Source organism: Clavibacter sp. VKM Ac-2873 (assembly GCF_015351075.1).
Taxonomy (GTDB): domain Bacteria; phylum Actinomycetota; class Actinomycetes; order Actinomycetales; family Microbacteriaceae; genus Clavibacter.
Map to the genome: position 1 here is coordinate 12,353 of NZ_JADKRS010000003.1, position 18,973 is coordinate 31,325.

Sequence of the window (18,973 nt, forward strand, 5' to 3'; positions counted from 1 at the left end):
TGATGCGCCCCCTCCTCTCCGCCGCCGCCGTGACCGCCGCCCTCGTCGCCCTGTCCGGCTGCGCGTCCGCGGATCCGGGCCCGGTCTCGGCGCCGACCGGCCAGGCGCGCTCCGCCCCGGCGACCGGCGTGCTCGCCGCGGAGACGACGGCGACCGTCGCCCTCCCGCCCGTCGGGACGGGCTTCGACTACCAGCTCGGCGGCGCCTCCCCCGTGCCGACGGGCGCGGGCATCGTCGTGCGCGACAGCACGGACGAGCCCGCCGCGGGCGCGTACGGCGTCTGCTACGTCAACGGGTTCCAGACGCAGCCGGGCGAGAGCTGGCCCGACGACCTGCTGGTGCAGGGCGACGACGGGCCGCTCGTGGATCCGAAGTGGGACGACGAGTTCCTCCTCGACACCTCGACCGCCGCGAAGCGCACGGCCATCGCCGCCCGGCAGGCGACGACGGTCGACCGCTGCGCCGACGCCGGCTTCCGGGCCGTCGAGTTCGACAACCTCGACTCCTGGAACAGGTCGGAGGGCGCGCTCGACGAGGACGACGCCCTCGCGCTCGCGACCCTGCTCGTGGACCACGCGCACGGCCGGGGCCTCGCCGTCGCGCAGAAGAACACCACCGACATCGGCGCGCGCGGCCGGGACGAGGCGGGCTTCGACTTCGCCATCGCCGAGGAGTGCGACCGCTGGGAGGAGTGCGCGGACTACACGGCGGTCTACGGGCCGCACGTGCTCGACGTCGAGTACACCGACGACCTGCGCGACACGGCCGCGGGCGCGTGCGCGCGGATCCGGGCGCTGGACCCCGCTCCCCGCGCCATCGTGCGCGACCGCGACCTGGTGCCGTCGTCCGCGGACGGATACGCGTTCGCCGCCTGCTGAGCGGATCCGGGCACCGCGTGACACGATGCGGGGATGGACGACGACGACCGGCGCGCGGAGATCGCGGAGATGCGCCGCCGCGTCTTCGGGCCGGATCGCGACCCGGGCGACGCCGCGTCCTCGGCACGGCTGCGCGAGCTCGAGGGGCGGGATGCGGCGGCGGCGCCGGATCGGCAGCGGGGCGAGCCCGACCGCGCTGGTGACGTCGACCGCGCTGGTGACGTCGACCCGCGCGACGGCGGACCCGATGCCGTCCCTCCCCGGCGCGCACGACGCGTCCCCCGCGTCCGCCCGCGCCTCGCCGCGGTCTGGGCGGCCTCCCTCGTGCTGGTCGCGGTCGCCTCCGCCGGCGGCACGGCCTGGTGGCTCGGCGACGCGCGCGACACCGTCGCCGTCCTCGCCCTGGAGCCGCCGCCGGTGCCCGACAACGCGACCTACCTGTCGGTGGACACCGGATCCATCGCACCCGGATCCCTGTTCGCGGAGTTCCACGGGATCTCGGTCGCCCGGGTGCCGCGGCAGGAGACGGCGACCGGCGCCGAGGTCGCCTGCCTGGTCGCCGGGCCGCCGAAGCAGGACGGCTCGGTCGAGGGCCCCGAGGGCTGCGCGACCGGCGCCGTCCCCGCCCGCGCCGCCGTGGTCGTCACGGCCGACCAGCCGCAGGAGCTGCGCGACGCGTTCCCGCTGGGCACCACGCTGTCGTTCGAGCTGGAGGGCGATGGGGAGACGGTCCGGGTCCGCACCGTCGGCGACTGACGCTCCCTCCCCACCCGCGTCGTGACGCCGGCCTCCCGAGCGCGACGGCGGCCGACGTGCGGCGGCCCAGGCGGATCCGCTAGGTTGTCCTGAGTTCGGGGAGCGCGCCTATCGGGGTGCCTCGTCTGGTTCGATTTCCGGAGCTCTCCACCATTCGCCTCTCGCGGCGTCGCCGCGCACCACGACGCGCGCCCCTAGGCTCGACGACCGTGTCCTCCTCCTCTTCGTCCTCCTCCCGTCGCGCCCTCGTCCTCGGCGGGACCGGCGCGATCGGCGGCGCCACGGCCGAGCGGCTGGCCCGCGACGGGTGGTCGGTGGACGTGACGGGTCGCGATCCCGACCTCATGCCCGCCGAGCTCCGGGACCTCGGCGTCCGCTTCCACGCGCTCGACCGCGCCGACGCCCCCGGGATCGAGCGGCTGGTCGGCGACGGCGTCGACCTGCTCGTCGACCTCGTCGCATTCACGGCGGCCGACGTCGACGCGCTCCTCCCGGCGATGCGGGCGAGCGGATCCGTCGTCGTCGCCTCCTCCCGCGCCGTGCACGTCGATGACGCGGGCCGGCAGGTCAACGGCGACGAGCCGCCGCGCTTCCCCGTCCCGATCCCCGAGGACAACCCGACGCTCGCGCCCGCCGCCGACGGCACCGACCCGTTCACCCGCGAGGGCTACGCGCCCTCGAAGGTGGCCGTCGAGCGCGCGGCCCAGGCGAGCGGGCTGCCGATCACGGTGATCCGCCCCTCCAAGGTCCACGGCCGCTGGGCCAGGAACGCCCGCACGCGCGGCATCGTCGAGCGGATGCTGGCGGGCGCGGAGACGATCGAGCTCGCCGACCGCGGCGCGTCCGTCGACCACCTCACCGCGGCGGCGAACGCGGCGGCGCTCATCGCGCGGGTCGCCGATGTGCCGGGCGCGCGGATCCTGCACTCCGCCGACCCGGATCCCCTGACGGCCGCCGAGATCGTCGCCGTCATCGCCGACGAGCTCGGCTGGCGCGGCCGCATCGTGCCGCTCGAGCCGGGCGTCGCGGGCGGCGCGCACCCGTGGGCCGCGGCGCACCCGATCGTGCTCGACACGCGCGCGTCCCTCGCGCTCGGCTACGCGCCCGTCGGCCCGGGCGCGGAGCTGCTGCGCGCCGAGGTCGCGTGGGTCCGCGACGGCGAGCGCCCGCGCGGCTGACCCTCCCCCGGTCCCCGGGCGCGCCGCCCCGGCCGCCGTGGACAGCGCGGCCGCAGGCCCGCCCGCCCCTGCGACCATGCGCTGCATGCCCTCCGTGACCGTGCGCCCCATGACCCCGACCGAGTTCGCCCGCGTGCTCGCCGACGCCGACGAGGACTACGCGGCCCGCCAGGTCGAGGCGGGTCTCTGGGCACCCGAGGGAGCGCTCGAGCGGGCGGCGGCCGAGACGACGAAGTACCTCCCCGACGGGATCCGGACGCCGCGCACGCTGCTCCTGCGCGGCGTCGACGAGCACGGCGTCGGGGTCGGCAGCGCCTGGGTCGCCCTCGACAACCCGAACGGCGTGCCCGACACGGCGTTCCTCTTCGAGCTCCTGGTGGATCCGTCGCGCCGCGGGTCCGGCTACGGCCGCGCCCTCCTCGCCGCGGTGGAGCAGGCGACGCGCGACGCCGGGGCCCCCGCCCTCGCGCTCAACGTGTTCGGCGCGAACCACGTGGCGATCGCCCTGTACGCGTCGGCCGGGTACGACGTGACGGCGCAGCAGATGCGGAAGGCGCTCTGAGCCACGCGCGGGCCTCCCGCGCGGCGGGCGGATCCGGGATCGTCGGAGCCGGCATCATCGGAGGATGGCCGCTCCGCTGCGCATCGTCTCGCTCGTCTTCCCGCACGTGACCCAGCTCGACCTCACCGGTCCGGTGCAGGTGCTCTCCCGCCTCCCCGGCGCGGTCGTGGACCTCGCCTGGCACCGGATCGAGCCGGTCCCGACCGACAGCGGCTTCGCGCTCCTGCCGACGACCTCGTTCGCCGACGCCCCGCAGGCCGACGTGCTCCTCGTGCCGGGCGGCAGCGGCGCCTTCGACCTCATGGCGGATCCCGACGCCCTCGCCTTCATCGAGCGGCAGGCGGCCAGCGCCCGGCACGTGCTCGGCGTCTGCACCGGGGCGTTCGCGCTCGGCGCCGCCGGCCTCCTCCGCGGGCGGCGCGCCACCACGCACTGGGCCTCCCATCCGCTGCTCGAGCTGCTGGGCGCGATCCCGGTGGCCGGGCGCGTCGTCCGCGACGGCCGGCTGATCACGGGCGGCGGCGTCACGAGCGGCATCGACGCGGCGCTCGTGCTCGCCGCGGAGATCGCCGGCGACGCCGAGGCACGCGCGATCCAGCTGGCCCTCGAGTACGACCCGCAGCCGCCGTTCGACGCGGGGCACCCCTCGCGCCCCGAGGCCGATCCGGCTCAGGTCGAGGAGGCGATGGCCCACGCTCGGCGTGAGCGCGCACAGCTCGTCGCCCGCGCGGGCGAGCGGCTGGGCGACGCCCGCTGACCGCTGCGCCCGCCTGGCCGTTCCCCGCCGCATCCGCTCCCGGCCCGGTCGCGCGCGCCCGCACCTGGCAGGGTCGAGGGGCGGGGATCCACCGGTCCGCGCCGATCCCCGAGGAGCACCATGCCGCTGATCCGTTTCCTGTTCGTCGCCGTCCCCGTGATCCGGAGGTTCCTGCGCAGCCGCCAGGGCAAGGCCGCCATGGCCAAGGGCCGGGCGCAGATGGACAAGCGCGCGCAGAAGCGCGCCGCGCAGCGCACCGCCGCGACCCGCCGCCGCTAGACGGGACGCCTTGTCGGCCGCCGCTAGGTCCCGGGAGCGAGCAGCGCCGCGATCACCAGCAGCACCGGGATCGACGCGACCGTCGTGATCAGCACGGTGTCGCGCGCGAGCACCACGCCGCGCTCGTAGCGCGACGCGAAGTTGAAGATGTTCTGCGCCGTCGGCAGGCCCGCGATCACGGTCGCGGCGAAGGTCTGGTCGGCGTCGAGGTGGAAGGCGAAGCGCGCCAGCAGGAACGCGGCGAGCGGCATGACCACCGTCTTGATCGCCGAGGCGACGATGATCTCGCCGCGGCCGGACCCCGGCTCGAGCGGCTTCCGCCCCACGAGCGACATGCCGAACGCCATCAGCACGATGGGGATCGCCGCGCCGCCGATCAGCCGGAACGGCTCGTAGACCGCGTCCGGGATCTGGAGCCCGGTGATCGCGATGAGGATGCCGAGCATCGACGCGATGATCATCGGGTTGCGCAGCGGCTGCGTGAGGATCCCGACAACCGACGCGGATCCGCGGCTCGAGATGTCGAGGACCGTGAGCGTCGTCGGCGCGAGCACCAGCAGCTGGAGCAGCAGCACGGGCGCGACGAGCTGCGCGTCGCCGAGCACGTAGATCGCCACCGGCAGGCCGATGTTGTTGGCGTTGACGTAGCTCGCCGAGGCCGCGCCGATGGTGGTCTCCGCGACCGGCCGGCGGAAGAGGATCCGCGCCACCACCAGGTAGAGGACCGCCGCGACGGCCACCGCGCTCGCCGACGCGAGCAGGAACGACGAGAAGACGACGTGCAGGTCGGCCTTCGCGAGCACCGTGAACAGCAGCGCGGGCGTCGCCACGAAGAAGGCGACCCGGTTGAGGGAGTGCTGGGCGCCGGGGCCCGCGATCCCGGAGCGGCCGACGCCGTAGCCCACGGCGATGATGAAGCCGATGATGGCGAAGCCCGTCAGCACCCCGATCATCCGACTCCCCTCGCGCGCGTCCTCCCACCCTACGGGCGCGGTGCCGGCCCGGCCGACGCCCGTCGCCCCGCCCGTCGCCCCGCCCGACGCCCCGCCCGTTCAGCGCCGGGACACCGCCGCGTCATGCGATCCGCCTAGCGTCGGCCGCGTCGCGCCCGCGACCGACCCGCACCCGCCGCCGCGCCCCTGCCGCGCCGCGCCCGCTCCACCAGGAACCCATGCGCCTCCGCACCCGCCTCCGCCTGTCCGCCTCCGTCGCGCTCGCGCTGGCCCTCGGGATCGCCGCAGGCGGATCCGCCCTCCCGGCGCTCGCGGCGACCGGTACCGGCACCAGCTCCGGCTCCGGCTCCGCCGACCGCACCTACTACAGCAGCAAGACCCCCTACGCGCCGCAGGGCACCGCGGCCGACCTCGCGCCCGCGCCCGCCGGGTTCGCGCCCGTGTACACGGAGTCGGTCGCCCGCCACGGATCCCGCGCCCTGTCGAGCTTCAAGTACGACTCGCTGACCACGCAGGTGTGGGAGCAGGCGCGCTCCGAGGGTGCCCTCACGTCGCTCGGCCAGACGCTCGGCCCGGAGGTCCAGAAGCTCACGGCCGCCAACACGAAGCTCGGATACGGCAACCTCACGGGCCAGGGCGCGGACCAGCACCGCGGCATCGGCGCGCGGGTCGTCCAGCGGCTGCCGTCGCTGTTCGCGGGGATCGACGCGGGATCCGACACGGTCGCGCTCGAGAGCTCCGGCGAGGCGCGCGCCACCGCATCGGGGAAGGCGTTCGCGGAGGGCCTGAAGCGGGCGGATCCGCTCCTCGCGTCGCACCTGCCGAAGGACATCGCGAAGGATCCCGACACGCTCTACTTCCACAAGTCCGCCGCGAACGCCGACTACCAGGCCTACGAGGACGGCCCCGCCGTGACCGCCGCCGTCGACGCGATCTACGCCCAGCCCCGCAGCCACGAGGCCGCGCGCCGCCTGCTCGAGCGCATCTACACGCCCGCCTTCGTCGACCGCCTCGCGGCCGGGCAGTACCACTTCGTCGACGGCGGCGACGGGAAGACCACGGTCGACGACGAGCTCGACGCCGCGATGATGCTCTACAACCTCTACATCATCGCGCCCGACATGGCGGAGGAGGTCACGGTCGACTTCGACCGCTACTTCGCGGGTGACGACGCGGACACCGAGTGGTTCGCCTACCTGCTCGACGCGGAGGACTTCTACTCCAAGGGCCCGGCGTTCCAGGGCAGCGACATCACCTACCGGATGGCGACGCCGCTCCTCGACGACTTCCTCGACTCGATGGACGCACGGCTGGCCGGATCCTCCACGGCCGCGACCTTCCGCTTCGCGCACGCCGAGACGATCATCCCGTTCGCGGCCCTGATCGGCCTGCCCGGCTCGACCCAGCCGGTGACCCCCGAGGCCCCGTACGCGTACGCGACGAACGCCTGGCGCGGCGAGACCGTCACGCCCATGGCCGCGAACGTGCAGTGGGACGTCTACCGCGACGCGAGCGGCCGCGGCATCGTGCGCATGCTCTACGACGAGAAGGCGATCCCGTTCCGCGCGGGCTGCACGCCCATCGCCCCCGGCTCCCTCTTCTACGACGCGAGCGAGGTGCGTCGCTGCCTCACGGGCGCCCCGGCGGCGGATCCCGGCACCGCATCGCCCGGGGCGTCCGACCCCGGCGCGCTCCCCGGCTCGCCCGCCGCGATCGCCGCCGCCGACGCCTCGGCCGCGCGCGGTGACACGCTCGCCGCGACGGGCATGTCCGCCGACGAGCTCCCGTTCCTCGTGCTCCTCGCGTTCGCGCTCGGCGCGGCGGGGATCACCGCGGTCGGCGTGGTGCGGCGGCCCCGGCGGCGCTGACTCAGACGTCGATGCGGCGCCCCAGGACGCCGAGTACCTGTTGCGACCGCGCGGCGATGCGCTCTAGCAGCAACTCGACGACAGGCGTCTGGAGCTTCGACTCCAGTTCGCCGGCGACCGCGCTCAACACCGTCGGCAAGGCGGCAGCCACCTGCCGCCCCCACTCCAAGAACGCTTCCCCGTCGAGACCGGCCTCACGACCGACAGCAGCCCACTGGAATGCGCCCATGTCCCCGACGCCGTGAGAGTCGACTAGTCGCGACGCCATGTGAGTCCCATTGATGGCGGAGAGCACGTCGTCCGATCCACTCCCGGCGGGAGAGACGTAGGGGAGGTACGAAGAGGCGTCGTAGATCGGAGCCAGATCGAACATCGTCGGCCAACGCTTCAAGGAGTAGTTCTTTCCGTGAGCATCCGTGTTGAGCACCATCCACGAGAACAGCAGGTACTTCATGAACCGCTCCTTGGCTCGGGCCCGGAGCTCGTGCTCATCGATTCGATCCAGCAGTTCGAGGATCGTGCGGACGCTGGGCCCACCGCGCTCCTCGAACTTCCGGAAGGCGGGAAGAGCGAGCGCCTGCACGAGATCCTCCTGGTGGATACGCGTCACGGATCCGCGCTCGTCTGCGTGCCGGTCGAATCTGGCGACGACGAGTGAGTGCTGATCAGCGAACGACCTGATCTCCGTCGATGCCGCGCTCAACCCCAGCACCGCTGCAGAGGTCATGATGATGTGTTCGACGATCTCCGCGTCCACCAGGTTTCGAACCCGTGGCTTGAAGATGTGCGTGGATGGCTTCACGCCGGTCGGCTCGTGCCATCTGCCGTCGGACCATGCCAACGCGAATTTGCCTTGCGCACCGGCGAGCGAGAACTGACCTGGTCGCGCCGGAGCCCCGTCTCCCTCGCCTGCGTCCCTGTCCTCCCGGATCGCTCGAATGCGGTTTGCGATCTGGGCTTCCGTCAGCGCTTCCAAGGAGCCCTCCCCCCACACCGAATGCCCCTCGGGATGGAATTCGAGTGCGCCCGCCACGTCAGCCCCATGAGAGCTGAGAAGGTGGAACGGCTCCACAGACCCCGAGCCGTTCTCTCGTGACCACGATCGTCGAACCGCGTCGTCCTCGGGAAGCAGGTTGTCCAGGAAGTTCAAGACCGGCGCTCCCGTGTGCACGCGGCGCAGCGTCGGCAACGACAGCGAGATCGACGGGCCTCCGGCGGCGAACCATTCAGCGTCGTATACCAAGCGATATCGCATGGGAGCAGTCCTCTCCAGCTTCGCCGCCAGTCGCCCGTAGAGGTAGACATCCAGCACTCGCGTGCTCATGGTCGCTGCTGCCGCGTGGACGGAGTAGGGGGCCCCATCGGGTCCCGCGCGACCGCCGCGCCTTTCTGGCCGATCTTTTCGACCATCACCCTCACATCACGATTTCGACGGAGCACCTCCTCGGCAACACGTGAGCCCGATGTCGCGATGTCGGATGCGGGCTTCTGGCCGACTCTGGCCATCAACGCACTCATGAAGTCGTCGTTCACGGTCGGCGCCCGGGCCGCGGGGTTCGCTTCCGGACTCGCGCCCCTTGACACCTTCGCCGTGATTTCGAGACGAAGATCGAGCTCCCTGAGCACTCGCATCACTTTGGACAGCGCTGCGTCACCCTTAGCGGTCTCGAATCGTGTGAGCCACTGCCTCGTCACGCCTGCCCGACGAGCGAGCTCCTCTTGCGAGAGGCCGAGATCCTGCCTCTGCTGGCGCGCTACATTCCCCAGGTCCTCTGGCCATCTCGCGAGCATGGAACCTCCTCGGCAGCACCCGATCTCGTAGTACAGGCATGTTACATCACATCATGGAACGTTAGCGTGCCATTGAGGGGTGGAACACTGCCGTCCCATCGCCGGCCCTCTCGCGAGCCATCTGGCACGACCGGGCTTCGTCAGCGGACCGGCGCGACCAGCCCCTCCATCGCGTCGAGGAATGCGCCCCAGCCCTGGATCGTCATCTCGCGCTGCTCGGGCGTGAACTCGCCAGCGCGCTGCGTCATGGTCATGCGCGTCGCGCCGCCGACGACCTCCTCGAGGTCGACCGTGAGCGGCTCGCCCGCGGGCTGGTCGGGCCGGTCGGTCATCGTCATCGCGAGGCGCGACGGCCGGTCGAGCTCGACGTACTCCCCCGCCCAGTCGATGGCGTTCCCGTCGGGCAGGCGCATCACCGCGCTCCACGCGCCGCCGACGCGCACGTCCATCCGCAGGGTCTCGAGGGGCACCTCCACCGCGGCGGCGCCGAACCAGGCGGAGAAGTCGGCCGGCGTGGTCCACGCGTCGAAGACGCGCTCCCGCGAGGCGGCGAACGTGCGGGTGATGACGATGGGCTCGCTCACGACGACCTCCGGTGGCTCCTCGGACGGGGACGGGCCGCCGCCCGTGCGGACGACGGCCCTGCCGTGAGTCGACCAGCCGCGGGCGGCCGTGTCAACGGATCAGCGCTCGGAGCGGCTGTCCCGCGCGTCGCTCGACGGCACCGCGATCCGCGATGCGTCGTCGGCCGCGTCCGGCCCGGTCGCCTCCGCGGGGCGCGCGCCTCCGCGGACGCCCGCGCGCTGCTCGGCCTCGAGCCGCTCGGCCTCCTCGCCGCCCACCGCCTCGCCGCGGGCGACGAGCCCGGCGACATCCGACAGCGGGATCTGCTTGAGCACCAGCGACAGCACGAACGCGATCGCGATGAACGGCACGAGGTACCAGAACACCGGCGCCAGGGCGTCGGCGTACGCGTCGACGATCCCGTCGCGCACCGCGGGCGGCAGGGCGTCCAGCGTCTGCGGGTCGATGCTGCTGGCCGAGGCGGCCGCCGCACCCGGAGCGGCTCCCGCCCCGGCGAACACGGTGGTGAGGTTCTCGGTGAGGCGCGTCGTGAACAGCGTGCCGAACACGGCCGTGCCGAGCGCGGCGCCCACCTCGCGGAAGTAGTTGTTCGTGCTGGTCGCGGTGCCGATCTGGGCCGCGGGCACCGCGTTCTGCACCACGAGCACGACCACCTGCATGATCAGGCCGAGCCCGAGCCCGAAGATGAAGAGGAACACGCAGATCAGCCAGACCGGGGTCTGCGCCGTGAGCGAGGTCATCAGCACGAGCGCGAGCATCGTGAGGAGCGTGCCGACGATGGGGAAGATCCGGTACTTCCCGGTGCGGGTGATGAGGATGCCCGAGGTGATCGACATCCCGATGAGGCCCACCATCATCGGCAGGAGCAGGAGCCCCGAGACCGCGGCGGAGGTGCCGGTGGACATCTGCAGGAACGTCGGCACGAAGCCGATCGCCGCGAACATCCCGATGCCGAGCGCGAGGCCGATGGCGGTGGCGTTCACGAAGACGGGGTTCCGGAAGAGGCTGAGCGGGATGACGGGGTCATCCGCGCGCGACTCCGTGAACACGAACAGCGACGCCGCGACCACGAGCCCGAGGCCCCACGCCCAGGTGAGGAGCGATCCCCAGCCGTAGGCCTTGTCGCCCCCGAAGTCGGTGAAGAAGATGAGGCACGTCGTGGCGATGGAGAGCAGCACGACTCCGGCCACGTCGATCCGCTTGGTCGCCTTCTTGCTCGGCAGCGTCAGCGCGATGAACGCCACGACGAAGGCCGCGATCCCGACGGGGATGTTGATGTAGAACGCCCACTGCCAGGTGAGGTGGTCGACGAAGAAGCCGCCGAGCAGCGGGCCGCCGACGGCCGAGAGGCCGAAGATGCCGCCGAGCGGGCCGAGGTACTTGCCGCGCTGGTTGGCCGGCACGATGTCCGCGATGATCGACTGCGACAGGATCATGAGCCCGCCGCCGCCGAGGCCCTGCGCGGCGCGGAACACCACGAACGTCCAGAAGTCGCCCGCGAACGCGCAGCCCACGGAGGCGAGGGTGAAGATCGCGATGGCCGCGAGGAAGAGGTTGCGTCGGCCGAGCACGTCGCCGAACTTGCCGTAGATGGGCATGACGATGGTCGTGGCGAGCAGGTAGGCCGTGGTGATCCAGACCTGGTGGTCGACGCCGCCGAGCTCGCCGACGATGGTCGGCATGGCGGTGGAGACGATGGTCTGGTCGAGGCTCGACAGGAGCATGCCGGCGATGAGGGCAGAGAAGATGATCCAGATGCGCCGCTGCGTGAGCAGGAGGGGCGCGGGGGCGGTGGCGGTCATGGGGTCCGTTCGTGCTGGCGGGTGGTCACGGTCGTGGGGTGCGCGATCTCGCGGAGGGCGTCGAGGCGCCTCCGCAGGATGAGCTGGAGGGGGTCGGCGTTGCCCGGGACGAGGAACTCGCGCGCGCTCGCCCGGCCGAGGGCGCCCATGGTCTGGACGACGACGGCCGCGCGGAGGTCGCCGGCGGGCAGCCCCTCGCGGCGCTCGACGAGGAGCACGTCCTTCGCCTCGTCCTCCATGGCGGCCTCGAGGGCGCGCACGAGGAGGTCGGGCTCGCGGCGGAAGGCCGCGTGCATGTCCTGCATGGAGGTGCCCTCGGTGTCCAGGCGTGCCCAGCGTTCGAGGCACAGGTCCGCGAAGTCGTCGAGCAGCGAGGGCGAGAGCGCGGGATCCCGGGGGTCGCCGGCCGCGACGAACGCGTCCTCGACGTCCTGGGTCTCGACGCGGGAGGAGCGCCCGAAGAGCGCGTCCTCCTTGGAGGCGAAGTAGTTGAAGAAGGTGCGCCGGGAGACGCCGGCCTGCTCGCAGACCTCCTCGACGGTGAAGCCGGAGAGGCCCCGCTCGGCGGTGAGGCGGCGGGCGAGCGTCGTCAGACGCGCCGAGGTCTCCACCCGGCGGCGTTCCCGCAGTCCTGTTGCACACTTCGTCACGAAGTGCATGTTTGCACCTTATGGCGTTCAGTGCAAGTAGGGACTCCCCACCCGGGTCAGATGCGGAAGCCCTCCGGCCATCCGTGCGCCTCGAGGTACGCGCGGACGCGCTCGATGTCGGCGTCCGAGGGCATCTCGGAGGTGACGCCCGCGATGGCGGAGGCGACGTCGAGGCGGCTGGCGGGCAGCCCGCCCTCGGACGCGAGCCGGGCGCTCACCTCCTGCACCTCCTCGTCGCTGAGGCGGCGCCGCAGCAGCGCCAGCAGCGGGACGAAGTCCTGCTCGGGCAGCCCGGCGGGGTAGCCGGCGCGCAGCCACGAGACGATGCGGGAGACGAGGCCCGTGCGCTCGGCCGCGCGCGCATCGGCGCCGTCCGGCTCGTGCAGGTCCTCGGGAGAACCGAGCGGCCAGCCCGCGGCGGCCAGCCGGGCCGAGACGCGCACCAGATCCTCGGGCATCGCGGGGCCGAGCAGGAGCTCCTCGACGCGGTCGCGGAGCTGGTTCCGGCCGAGCTCCTCGCCCGCCGCATCCGCTTCGGCCGCGTCGTCGACGAGCTGGTCGACCACCTGCTCGAGCTCCTCGGCGGTGAGGCTGCGGCGGAGGATCCCCAGCAGCGGCACGTAGTCCTGGTCCGGCACGCCGGACGGGTAGCCCGCCCGCAGCCAGCCGACGACGCGCTGGACGATGCCGCGTTCGTGGCGGTCGGGCGCGACGACGCCCGTCGCGCCGACGTCGGGTCCGCCGCCCTCGGATGCGCTGTCGGTCATGGTCAGCCCTTCGAGGTGAAGGTCGGGATGACGTGCTCGAAGCTCACCGACTGGCCGAGGCCCGTCGCGATGATGAGCGTGAGGCCCGCGACCACGGCGAGGACGACGACCGCGTAGCAGAGGGCGCCGACCGCCTGGAGGACGACGGGCGGCGTGCGACGCGCGGAGTCGGATCCGGCGACGCGGCCGCTGGTGTCGGCGCTGGCGAGCGCGAAGGACCGCACGCCGAGGGCGAAGAGGGCGGGCAGGCCCGCGCCGAGGAGGAGGGCGACGAGGGCGACCTGGCCGACCGCGGAGAAGAAGAGGGGGAACATGGCGGGATCCTTCAGGCGTCGGCGGGCTGGGTGGCGGGGCGGGCGGCCTTCTCGTCGGACCACTCGTCGTTCACGTTGTGCGCGCCCACGTCGTCCTTGCGCGAGCGGACGTAGACGGTGATCGCGACGGCGATGAGCACGAGCGTCATGGCGATGCCGCCCGCGGCCCCGCCGATGAGGTGGCCGAGCCACCACATGACCGCGCCGACGAGGGCGGCGGCCGGGAGGGTGATGATCCACGCCACGACCATGCGCAGCGCCACGCGCCAGCGCACCTGCGCGCCGGGGCGGCCGACGCCGGAGCCGAGGATGGACCCCGTGGCCACGTGCGTGGTGGAGAGCGCGAAGCCGAGGTGGCTGGACGCGAGGATGACCGCGGCCGACGAGCTCTCGGCCGCCATGCCCTGGTGCGTGTCGATCTCCACCAGGCCCTTGCCGACCGTGCGGATGATGCGCCAGCCGCCGATGTAGGTGCCGAGCGAGATGGCGAGCGCGCAGCTGATCTTCACCCAGAACGGCACCGACTCGGTGTCGGTCCAGCCGCCCGCCGCGATGAGCGCGAGCGTGATGACGCCCATGGTCTTCTGCGCGTCGTTCGTGCCGTGCGCCAGCGAGACGAGCGAGGCGCTGCCGATCTGGCCGATGCGGAAGGTGCGGTCCATGCCGCGCCCGGCGAGGTTGCCGATGATGCGGAACACCAGCCACGTGCCGACGGCGGCGACCGCCCCTGCGAGGATCGGCGACATGAGCGCCGGCAGGATCACCTTGCCCACGACGCCGTCGAGCTTGGATCCGTCGCCCGCCCAGTTGACGCCGTTCAGGCCGAGGCCCGCGAGCGTCGAGCCGATGAGGCCGCCGAACAGCGCGTGGGAGGAGCTCGACGGGAGGCCGAGCAGCCAGGTGAGCAGGTTCCAGACGATGCCGCCGATGAGGCCCGCGAGCACGATGAGCAGCAGCGCGGATCCGCCGCCCTGCAGCAGCGCCGGGTCGGGAGCCCCGGACTTGTCCTGGATCTTGACCACCGCGTTCGTGACCGTGAGCGCGACCTCGATGCTGAGGAACGCACCGACGAGGTTGAGCACGGCGGAGAGCGTGACCGCGACCTTGGGCTTCAACGCGCCGGTCGCGATGGACGTGGCCATCGCGTTCGCCGTGTCGTGGAAGCCGTTGGTGAAGTCGAAGGCGAGCGCCGTGATGACGACGAGCACGAGGAGAATGAAGGGATCCACGGCGATGAGCTTGCGCCCTGCCAGCGCATCCCCTCTACGGGGGACGGCCGGGTTCACCCGCTGTTCACCCGGGGCTGTGGAGAAGCCCGCCCGGCCGGCGGCGCCCGAAGAACCCGAGGAGGACCCGCGATGACCGACGTCCACGCCGCCCCACGCCCCGCCGACCCGGCCGTCGCGCTGGTGCCGGTCGACGTCGAGCCCGACCGCCAGGCGCTCCGGGACTTCCTCACCTCGAACGCGTTCCCCTTCCACGTGCGGTCGGCGCCGACGACGGCGGACGTCGACGCGCGCATCGCCGACGGCGACCTCTCCGGGCCGGAGCACGCCGCCCTCTGGATCGACGTTGCGGGATCCGGCCGCGTGGGCCTCGTCGTGCTCGACGACCTCGAGGATCCGGGCGTGCTGTTCGACCTGCGCCTCGCCGAGGCGGCGCGCGGCCGGGGGCTCGGCGCGCCCGCGGTGCGCGCGCTCACGGACCACGTGTTCCGGACCTACCCGCACGTGACGCGCGTCGAGGCGCAGACGCGCGACGACAACCGGGCGATGCGCCGCGTGCTGGTGCGCGCGGGCTTCGTGAAGGAGGCGCACTACCGCGACGGCTGGCCCGTCGCCGGCGGCGAGCCGCGCGCGTCCGTGGGGTACGCGATCCTCCGCCGCGACCACGAGACGGGGACGACGACCCCGGTGCCGGACGACGACGACGCGTAGCGGCCGCCGCGCGCGCACGCATGCTGCGCGAGCGGCCGGATCCACGCGCGGAACCCGCACGCGGGACACGATCTCGCGCCGAACCCGCCGTTACGGTGGAAGGACCGCACGCACCCGCACGATCGGAGGTCGATCCATGTCCAGCGCCGCACCCACCGCAGCCGTCATCGGCGAGCCCGAGGTCGTCGAGGACGCGGGCTCCGTCGCCTCCTCCCCCGCCTGGCTCGCCCTCAAGGACGCCGCCGTCGCGCTCCAGCCGATGCAGGTCAAGGACGGGTCGATCCCCGACGCCGCGCACCACGCGGAGGCCGCCCGCCTCATCGCGGTGATCCGCGACGCCGTCCGCGCGCTCGCCCCGCTCTTCCCGCACGACGCCGCGTACCTCGCCGCGCTCGACGTGGACTTCGCGCGCTGGGTCGACACCGGCCTCGGCGTGCCCGACTTCCTCGACTCCCTCACCGCGTTCCAGCCGCAGCGCGACCGTGTGGACGGGATCAGGCACCTCGTCGTCTTCCCCATGACCACGCAGAACGGCAGCGCCAGCCGGCTCGTCGAGGCCGTCGTCATCGAGGTCGTCTGGCCGGAGTTCGTGGCGGAGCTGGAGGCGGGCGACTACGGCAACGCGCTGTTCGTCCCGATCCGGTTCGTCGACTTCACGCCCGGCTACGACACCAACTCCGCCGTGCTGTTCCCCGAGACCGTGGCGATGCGCGAGATCCCGACCTTCACGTGGGGCGCGATCTTCGCCGACCGCGAGGCCGCCCGGTTCCGCCGCGTGGTGCGCCACGCCGCCGAGGTCACGAAGCTCGAGCTGCCGGAGGACGCGCGGCGCCTGCTCGAGGACCAGCGGCTCGCGGAGGAGACCTTCGTGATGTGGGACCTCATCCACGACCGCACGCACATGCGCGGCGACCTCCCGTTCGACCCATTCATGATCAAGCAGCGGATGCCCTTCTTCCTCTACTCGATCGAGGAGCTGCGCTGCGACCTCACCGCGTTCCGCGAGGCCGTCGCGATCCAGCGCCGGCTCGCCGCCGTGGATCCCGCCGAGCGCACCTCCGCCGACGACGCCCTCCTCGAGCGCGCCGGCATGGTGCAGCACGCGGTGATCTTCGACCGGATCTTCCGCTTCGCCATCACCGGATCCCGCGTCCGCAACTACGACGGCCTCGGCGGCCAGCTGCTGTTCGCGTGGCTGCACCAGCACCACGTGCTGCACTGGACCGACACGCGCCTCACGATCGACTGGGACGACGTCGCCGACGTGGTGATCGCGCTCGCCGACCGGGTGAACGACCTCTACTGGCGCTCCATCGACCGGCCGAAGACCGCGCACTGGCTCGCCGCCTACGCGATGGTGACGGAGACGGTCACGCCGCACCCCGCGTCCACGTGGGCGAAGGGTCCGGACGCGCTGCCGCTCGACGGGCCGCCGAAGGGCCTCACCGACCTCGTGCTCGACGACGAGTTCCCGCTCAGCATGTTCTTCGAGGCGCTGGAGAAGAAGATGCGCGACGTCATCTCCTCCACCGCGGGGATCACGGGGCAGGCCGCGTGAGCGTCGACGGCCGCGTGGTGGTCGTCGCGGGCGCGTCCAGCGCGGCCGGACGCGCGGTCGCGTCCGCGCTCACGGCGGCCGGGGCGCGCGTCGTCGCGGTCGGCACCGACGCCGGACGGCTCGAGGACGTCGACGCCTCGCGCCGCGAGGTGTGCGACCTCGCCGACCACGCGGCCGTCGTCGACCTGGCGGCGCGGATCCGCGCGGACCTCGGCGGCGTCGACGGCCTGATCCACCTCGTCGGAGGCTGGCGCGGCGGCAACGGCCTCGAGGGGCAGACCGACGAGGACTGGGAGTTCCTGCACGAGCGCATCGTCACCACGCTGCGCAACACCACGCGCGCGTTCGACGCCGACCTGCAGGCGTCCGACGCCGGCCGCCTCGCGATCGTCTCCTCCACCGCCGTGCAGCGCCCCTACCCGGGAGGCGCCAACTACTCGACCGCCAAGATCGCCGCCGAGACGTGGGTGCGCGCGGTCGACCGCGGCTTCTCGAAGGCCGGATCCCCCGCCCGCACCACGATCTTCGTGGTCAAGGCGCTGGGCGGGCTCGAGCGCGCGCTCGGCCGTCGGGTCGTCGAGCTGTGGACGGCCGTGCCGCCCGAGCGCGACCTCATCGAGGGCTGACGCGGCCTCGCCCGTAGCACACGGGAGGCCGCCCCGGAGAGGGGTCGCCCCACCCCTGCCGCGGGCGCCGGAGCGCGGTATACGTTCACGGGGTGACATCGCACGCCAGAACCGCCGAGCACGACGCCTTCGGGCCGTGGATCGACACCGTCCGCACCATCGACGAGGTCCCCCGCCTCTACCGCCCGCACGACGTCGACCCGTTCGCCGCGCGTCTCGTGCTCAAGGTGCCGCGCGACATCCCGCGTCGTGACACCGACCCGTCGATGGACCTGTACGACCACCTCCTCGTCGTGGGCGACCGCGCGCTGGAGGTGCTCTCGCGCGACGGATCCGCGTACACGGCCCGGCGCATCCCGTTCGCCGACATCGTGGCCGTGCGCGACCGCGTCGACCTGCTCGATGGCCTGCTCACGGTCCACACGGCCGACGGCGATGCCCTCCGGATCCCGTTCAACGGCGCCTCGGCCGACGTGGTCGTGGAGCTGACCGAGCTGCTGATGACGCTCGCGGCCGACTCCGCCGGGGTGCCGGCCGGAGGCACGGGGCAGGCGGACCGGGCGACGCCGCGCATCGACGTCGGGCACGACGAGGCGGGCGTCGCGTCCGCGTACTGGGACCTGGCGGCCCGGGATCCCCACCTCCGCTACCTGTCGTCGCGCTCGCGCACGCCGCTCACGCCCACCGCCGACGGTCTCATGGGCGCGCTGCAGCGCCTGCGGCCGATGAGCCTCGCGGGCATGGTGGCGGCCTGCTCGGCGCGCGAGCTGCTGATCCTGACCCGCCGCGACCAGGTGCTCCGGCGCCGCACGGCGACGCTCTCCATCGACCGCCTCCGGATCCTCCGCCACGCCATCTCCAGCACCACGGCCGAGCCGCACCCGCGCTGGGTGGGCATGTCGACGGTGACGATCCGCGCGGGCGCCGCCGCCTTCGAGGTCGTCGCGGCGTCCGCGGACCAGCTCGAGTGCGACCTCGTGACCGGCGGCTGCTGAGCCGACGCGCCCGTAGGGTCGAGTCGTGACCGACGACCTGCCCCTCGACTTCACCGCGCCGCTCTGGGCGTGGGAGGCGCGGCGCGCGCTCTGGACGTTCGTGAGCCTGCCCACCGACCTCGGCCCGATGCTCCGCGAGCTCGGCGAGGCCGGGCGCCGCGGCTGGGGTTCCGTGCCCGTGCGGGTGCGCGTCGGCACCACGACCTGGCGCACCTCCGTCTTCCCCCAGGGCGACGGCACGTGGGTCCTCCCGGTGAAGCGCGCGATCCGCGACGCCCACGGCCTCGAGGTCGGCGACGACGTGCACGTCGACCTCGAGCCGCTGCCGTGAGCGGAGACCCCGAGAGCGACTAGCCCGCGGGCGGCGTGTACAGCTGGAGGTCGTTGCCCTCGCTGTCCTGGAACGGGAGGATGCGGCCCCACTCGTGGTCGCTGATCTCGCCCGTGATCTCGGCGCCGCGGGCCGTGATCCGCTCGAGCTCGTCCTCGATGGAGCCCTCGGGCGTGAACGAGATGACCGCGCCGCCGCTCGACGACCCGCTCGCCTCCTCGCGCGCGTTGAGCCCGATCATCAGGCCGTCCGCGTCGATCTCGCTCCAGTCCGCGTCCTCGCTCGTGATCGTGAGCCCGAGCGTGTCGCGGTAGAAGGCCACCGCGCGGGCCATGTCCTGGACGGGCAGCCAGACCGTCGCCACCGAATCGACCATGGGATTCCTC

At 73.0% G+C, this 18,973-nt stretch carries 22 protein-coding genes; 12 read left to right on the forward strand and 10 right to left on the reverse strand.

Features of this window, described 5'->3' with window-relative positions:
* Positions 1–2 precede the first annotated feature (2 nt).
* The 6 genes from ITJ44_RS09950 (at position 3) to ITJ44_RS09975 (ending at position 4,410) form a co-directional block, all read left to right on the forward strand.
* Complete coding sequence (locus ITJ44_RS09950) at positions 3–878, forward strand: endo alpha-1,4 polygalactosaminidase (RefSeq protein ID WP_194635082.1); 876 nt, start codon at positions 3–5, stop codon at positions 876–878.
* A 33-nt stretch (positions 879–911) separates the two neighbouring features.
* Entirely contained in the window at positions 912–1,634 is a 723-nt protein-coding gene (locus ITJ44_RS09955) for a hypothetical protein (RefSeq protein ID WP_194635083.1), read from the forward strand.
* A 209-nt stretch (positions 1,635–1,843) separates the two neighbouring features.
* Positions 1,844–2,812, forward strand: coding sequence for an NAD-dependent epimerase/dehydratase family protein (locus ITJ44_RS09960; RefSeq protein WP_194635085.1), 969 nt, complete (start codon positions 1,844–1,846; stop codon positions 2,810–2,812).
* Positions 2,813–2,897: 85 nt separating this feature from the next.
* Positions 2,898–3,374, forward strand: coding sequence for a GNAT family N-acetyltransferase (locus ITJ44_RS09965; RefSeq protein WP_194635087.1), 477 nt, complete (start codon positions 2,898–2,900; stop codon positions 3,372–3,374).
* A gap of 64 nt (positions 3,375–3,438) precedes the next feature.
* Positions 3,439–4,131, forward strand: coding sequence for a DJ-1/PfpI family protein (locus ITJ44_RS09970; RefSeq protein ID WP_194635089.1), 693 nt, complete (start codon positions 3,439–3,441; stop codon positions 4,129–4,131).
* A 120-nt stretch (positions 4,132–4,251) separates the two neighbouring features.
* On the forward strand, positions 4,252–4,410 hold the full coding sequence (locus ITJ44_RS09975; protein WP_194635091.1) for a hypothetical protein: 159 nt from the start codon (positions 4,252–4,254) through the stop codon (positions 4,408–4,410).
* A gap of 23 nt (positions 4,411–4,433) precedes the next feature.
* On the opposite strand, the gene ITJ44_RS09980 is transcribed toward ITJ44_RS09975, so the two are convergent.
* Positions 4,434–5,363, reverse strand: coding sequence for an AEC family transporter (locus ITJ44_RS09980; protein WP_194635093.1), 930 nt, complete (start codon positions 5,361–5,363; stop codon positions 4,434–4,436).
* Between the two features lie 218 nt (positions 5,364–5,581).
* Here ITJ44_RS09980 and ITJ44_RS09985 point away from each other — a divergent pair, with 218 nt between their 5' ends.
* Positions 5,582–7,231: a histidine-type phosphatase gene (locus ITJ44_RS09985; RefSeq protein ID WP_194635095.1), complete on the forward strand. Its 1,650-nt coding sequence runs from the start codon at positions 5,582–5,584 to the stop codon at positions 7,229–7,231.
* Between the two features lies 1 nt (position 7,232).
* On the opposite strand, the gene ITJ44_RS09990 is transcribed toward ITJ44_RS09985, so the two are convergent.
* The 8 genes from ITJ44_RS09990 to ITJ44_RS10025 form a co-directional block, all read right to left on the reverse strand.
* Positions 7,233–8,555 carry a HipA domain-containing protein gene (locus tag ITJ44_RS09990; protein WP_194635097.1) on the reverse strand — a complete coding sequence of 441 codons (1,323 nt, stop codon included), beginning with the start codon at positions 8,553–8,555 and terminating at the stop codon, positions 7,233–7,235.
* Positions 8,552–9,022 carry a helix-turn-helix domain-containing protein gene (locus tag ITJ44_RS09995; RefSeq protein ID WP_194635099.1) on the reverse strand — a complete coding sequence of 157 codons (471 nt, stop codon included), beginning with the start codon at positions 9,020–9,022 and terminating at the stop codon, positions 8,552–8,554. Before ITJ44_RS09995 ends, ITJ44_RS09990 begins: the two co-directional genes overlap by 4 nt.
* A 140-nt stretch (positions 9,023–9,162) precedes the next feature.
* Positions 9,163–9,606 carry an SRPBCC domain-containing protein gene (locus tag ITJ44_RS10000; RefSeq protein ID WP_194635101.1) on the reverse strand — a complete coding sequence of 148 codons (444 nt, stop codon included), beginning with the start codon at positions 9,604–9,606 and terminating at the stop codon, positions 9,163–9,165.
* Positions 9,607–9,705: 99 nt separating this feature from the next.
* Positions 9,706–11,409, reverse strand: a complete 1,704-nt coding sequence (locus tag ITJ44_RS10005) for an MDR family MFS transporter (RefSeq protein ID WP_194635103.1) — start codon at positions 11,407–11,409, stop codon at positions 9,706–9,708.
* Entirely contained in the window at positions 11,406–12,068 is a 663-nt protein-coding gene (locus ITJ44_RS10010; RefSeq protein ID WP_194635105.1) for a TetR/AcrR family transcriptional regulator, read from the reverse strand. Before ITJ44_RS10010 ends, ITJ44_RS10005 begins: the two co-directional genes overlap by 4 nt.
* Positions 12,069–12,115: 47 nt before the next feature.
* Positions 12,116–12,826, reverse strand: coding sequence for a DUF3349 domain-containing protein (locus ITJ44_RS10015; RefSeq protein ID WP_194635107.1), 711 nt, complete (start codon positions 12,824–12,826; stop codon positions 12,116–12,118).
* A gap of 2 nt (positions 12,827–12,828) precedes the next feature.
* Positions 12,829–13,140, reverse strand: a complete 312-nt coding sequence (locus ITJ44_RS10020; RefSeq protein WP_194635109.1) for a hypothetical protein — start codon at positions 13,138–13,140, stop codon at positions 12,829–12,831.
* 11 nt (positions 13,141–13,151) lie between these two features.
* Entirely contained in the window at positions 13,152–14,369 is a 1,218-nt protein-coding gene (locus tag ITJ44_RS10025) for an inorganic phosphate transporter (protein WP_194635111.1), read from the reverse strand.
* Between the two features lie 129 nt (positions 14,370–14,498).
* Between ITJ44_RS10025 and ITJ44_RS10030 the strand changes: the two genes are divergently transcribed.
* The 5 genes from ITJ44_RS10030 (at position 14,499) to ITJ44_RS10050 (ending at position 18,587) form a co-directional block, all read left to right on the forward strand.
* The gene (locus ITJ44_RS10030) at positions 14,499–15,077 is read left to right on the forward strand and encodes a GNAT family N-acetyltransferase (RefSeq protein WP_194635113.1); all 579 of its coding nucleotides are present in this window, start codon (positions 14,499–14,501) and stop codon (positions 15,075–15,077) included.
* A 136-nt stretch (positions 15,078–15,213) separates the two neighbouring features.
* Positions 15,214–16,635: a DUF6421 family protein gene (locus ITJ44_RS10035; protein ID WP_194635115.1), complete on the forward strand. Its 1,422-nt coding sequence runs from the start codon at positions 15,214–15,216 to the stop codon at positions 16,633–16,635.
* Positions 16,632–17,261: an SDR family oxidoreductase gene (locus ITJ44_RS10040; protein ID WP_194635117.1), complete on the forward strand. Its 630-nt coding sequence runs from the start codon at positions 16,632–16,634 to the stop codon at positions 17,259–17,261. Before ITJ44_RS10035 ends, ITJ44_RS10040 begins: the two co-directional genes overlap by 4 nt.
* A 92-nt stretch (positions 17,262–17,353) precedes the next feature.
* Positions 17,354–18,256, forward strand: a complete 903-nt coding sequence (locus ITJ44_RS10045; protein ID WP_194635119.1) for a hypothetical protein — start codon at positions 17,354–17,356, stop codon at positions 18,254–18,256.
* 25 nt (positions 18,257–18,281) lie between these two features.
* On the forward strand, positions 18,282–18,587 hold the full coding sequence (locus ITJ44_RS10050) for a DUF1905 domain-containing protein (RefSeq protein WP_370551667.1): 306 nt from the start codon (positions 18,282–18,284) through the stop codon (positions 18,585–18,587).
* Positions 18,588–18,606: 19 nt separating this feature from the next.
* Here the strand turns inward: ITJ44_RS10050 and ITJ44_RS10055 are convergent, their stop codons facing one another.
* Positions 18,607–18,963 (reverse strand): VOC family protein, encoded by a 357-nt coding sequence (locus tag ITJ44_RS10055; protein WP_194635121.1) that lies wholly within the window; start codon positions 18,961–18,963, stop codon positions 18,607–18,609.
* Positions 18,964–18,973 lie beyond the last annotated feature (10 nt).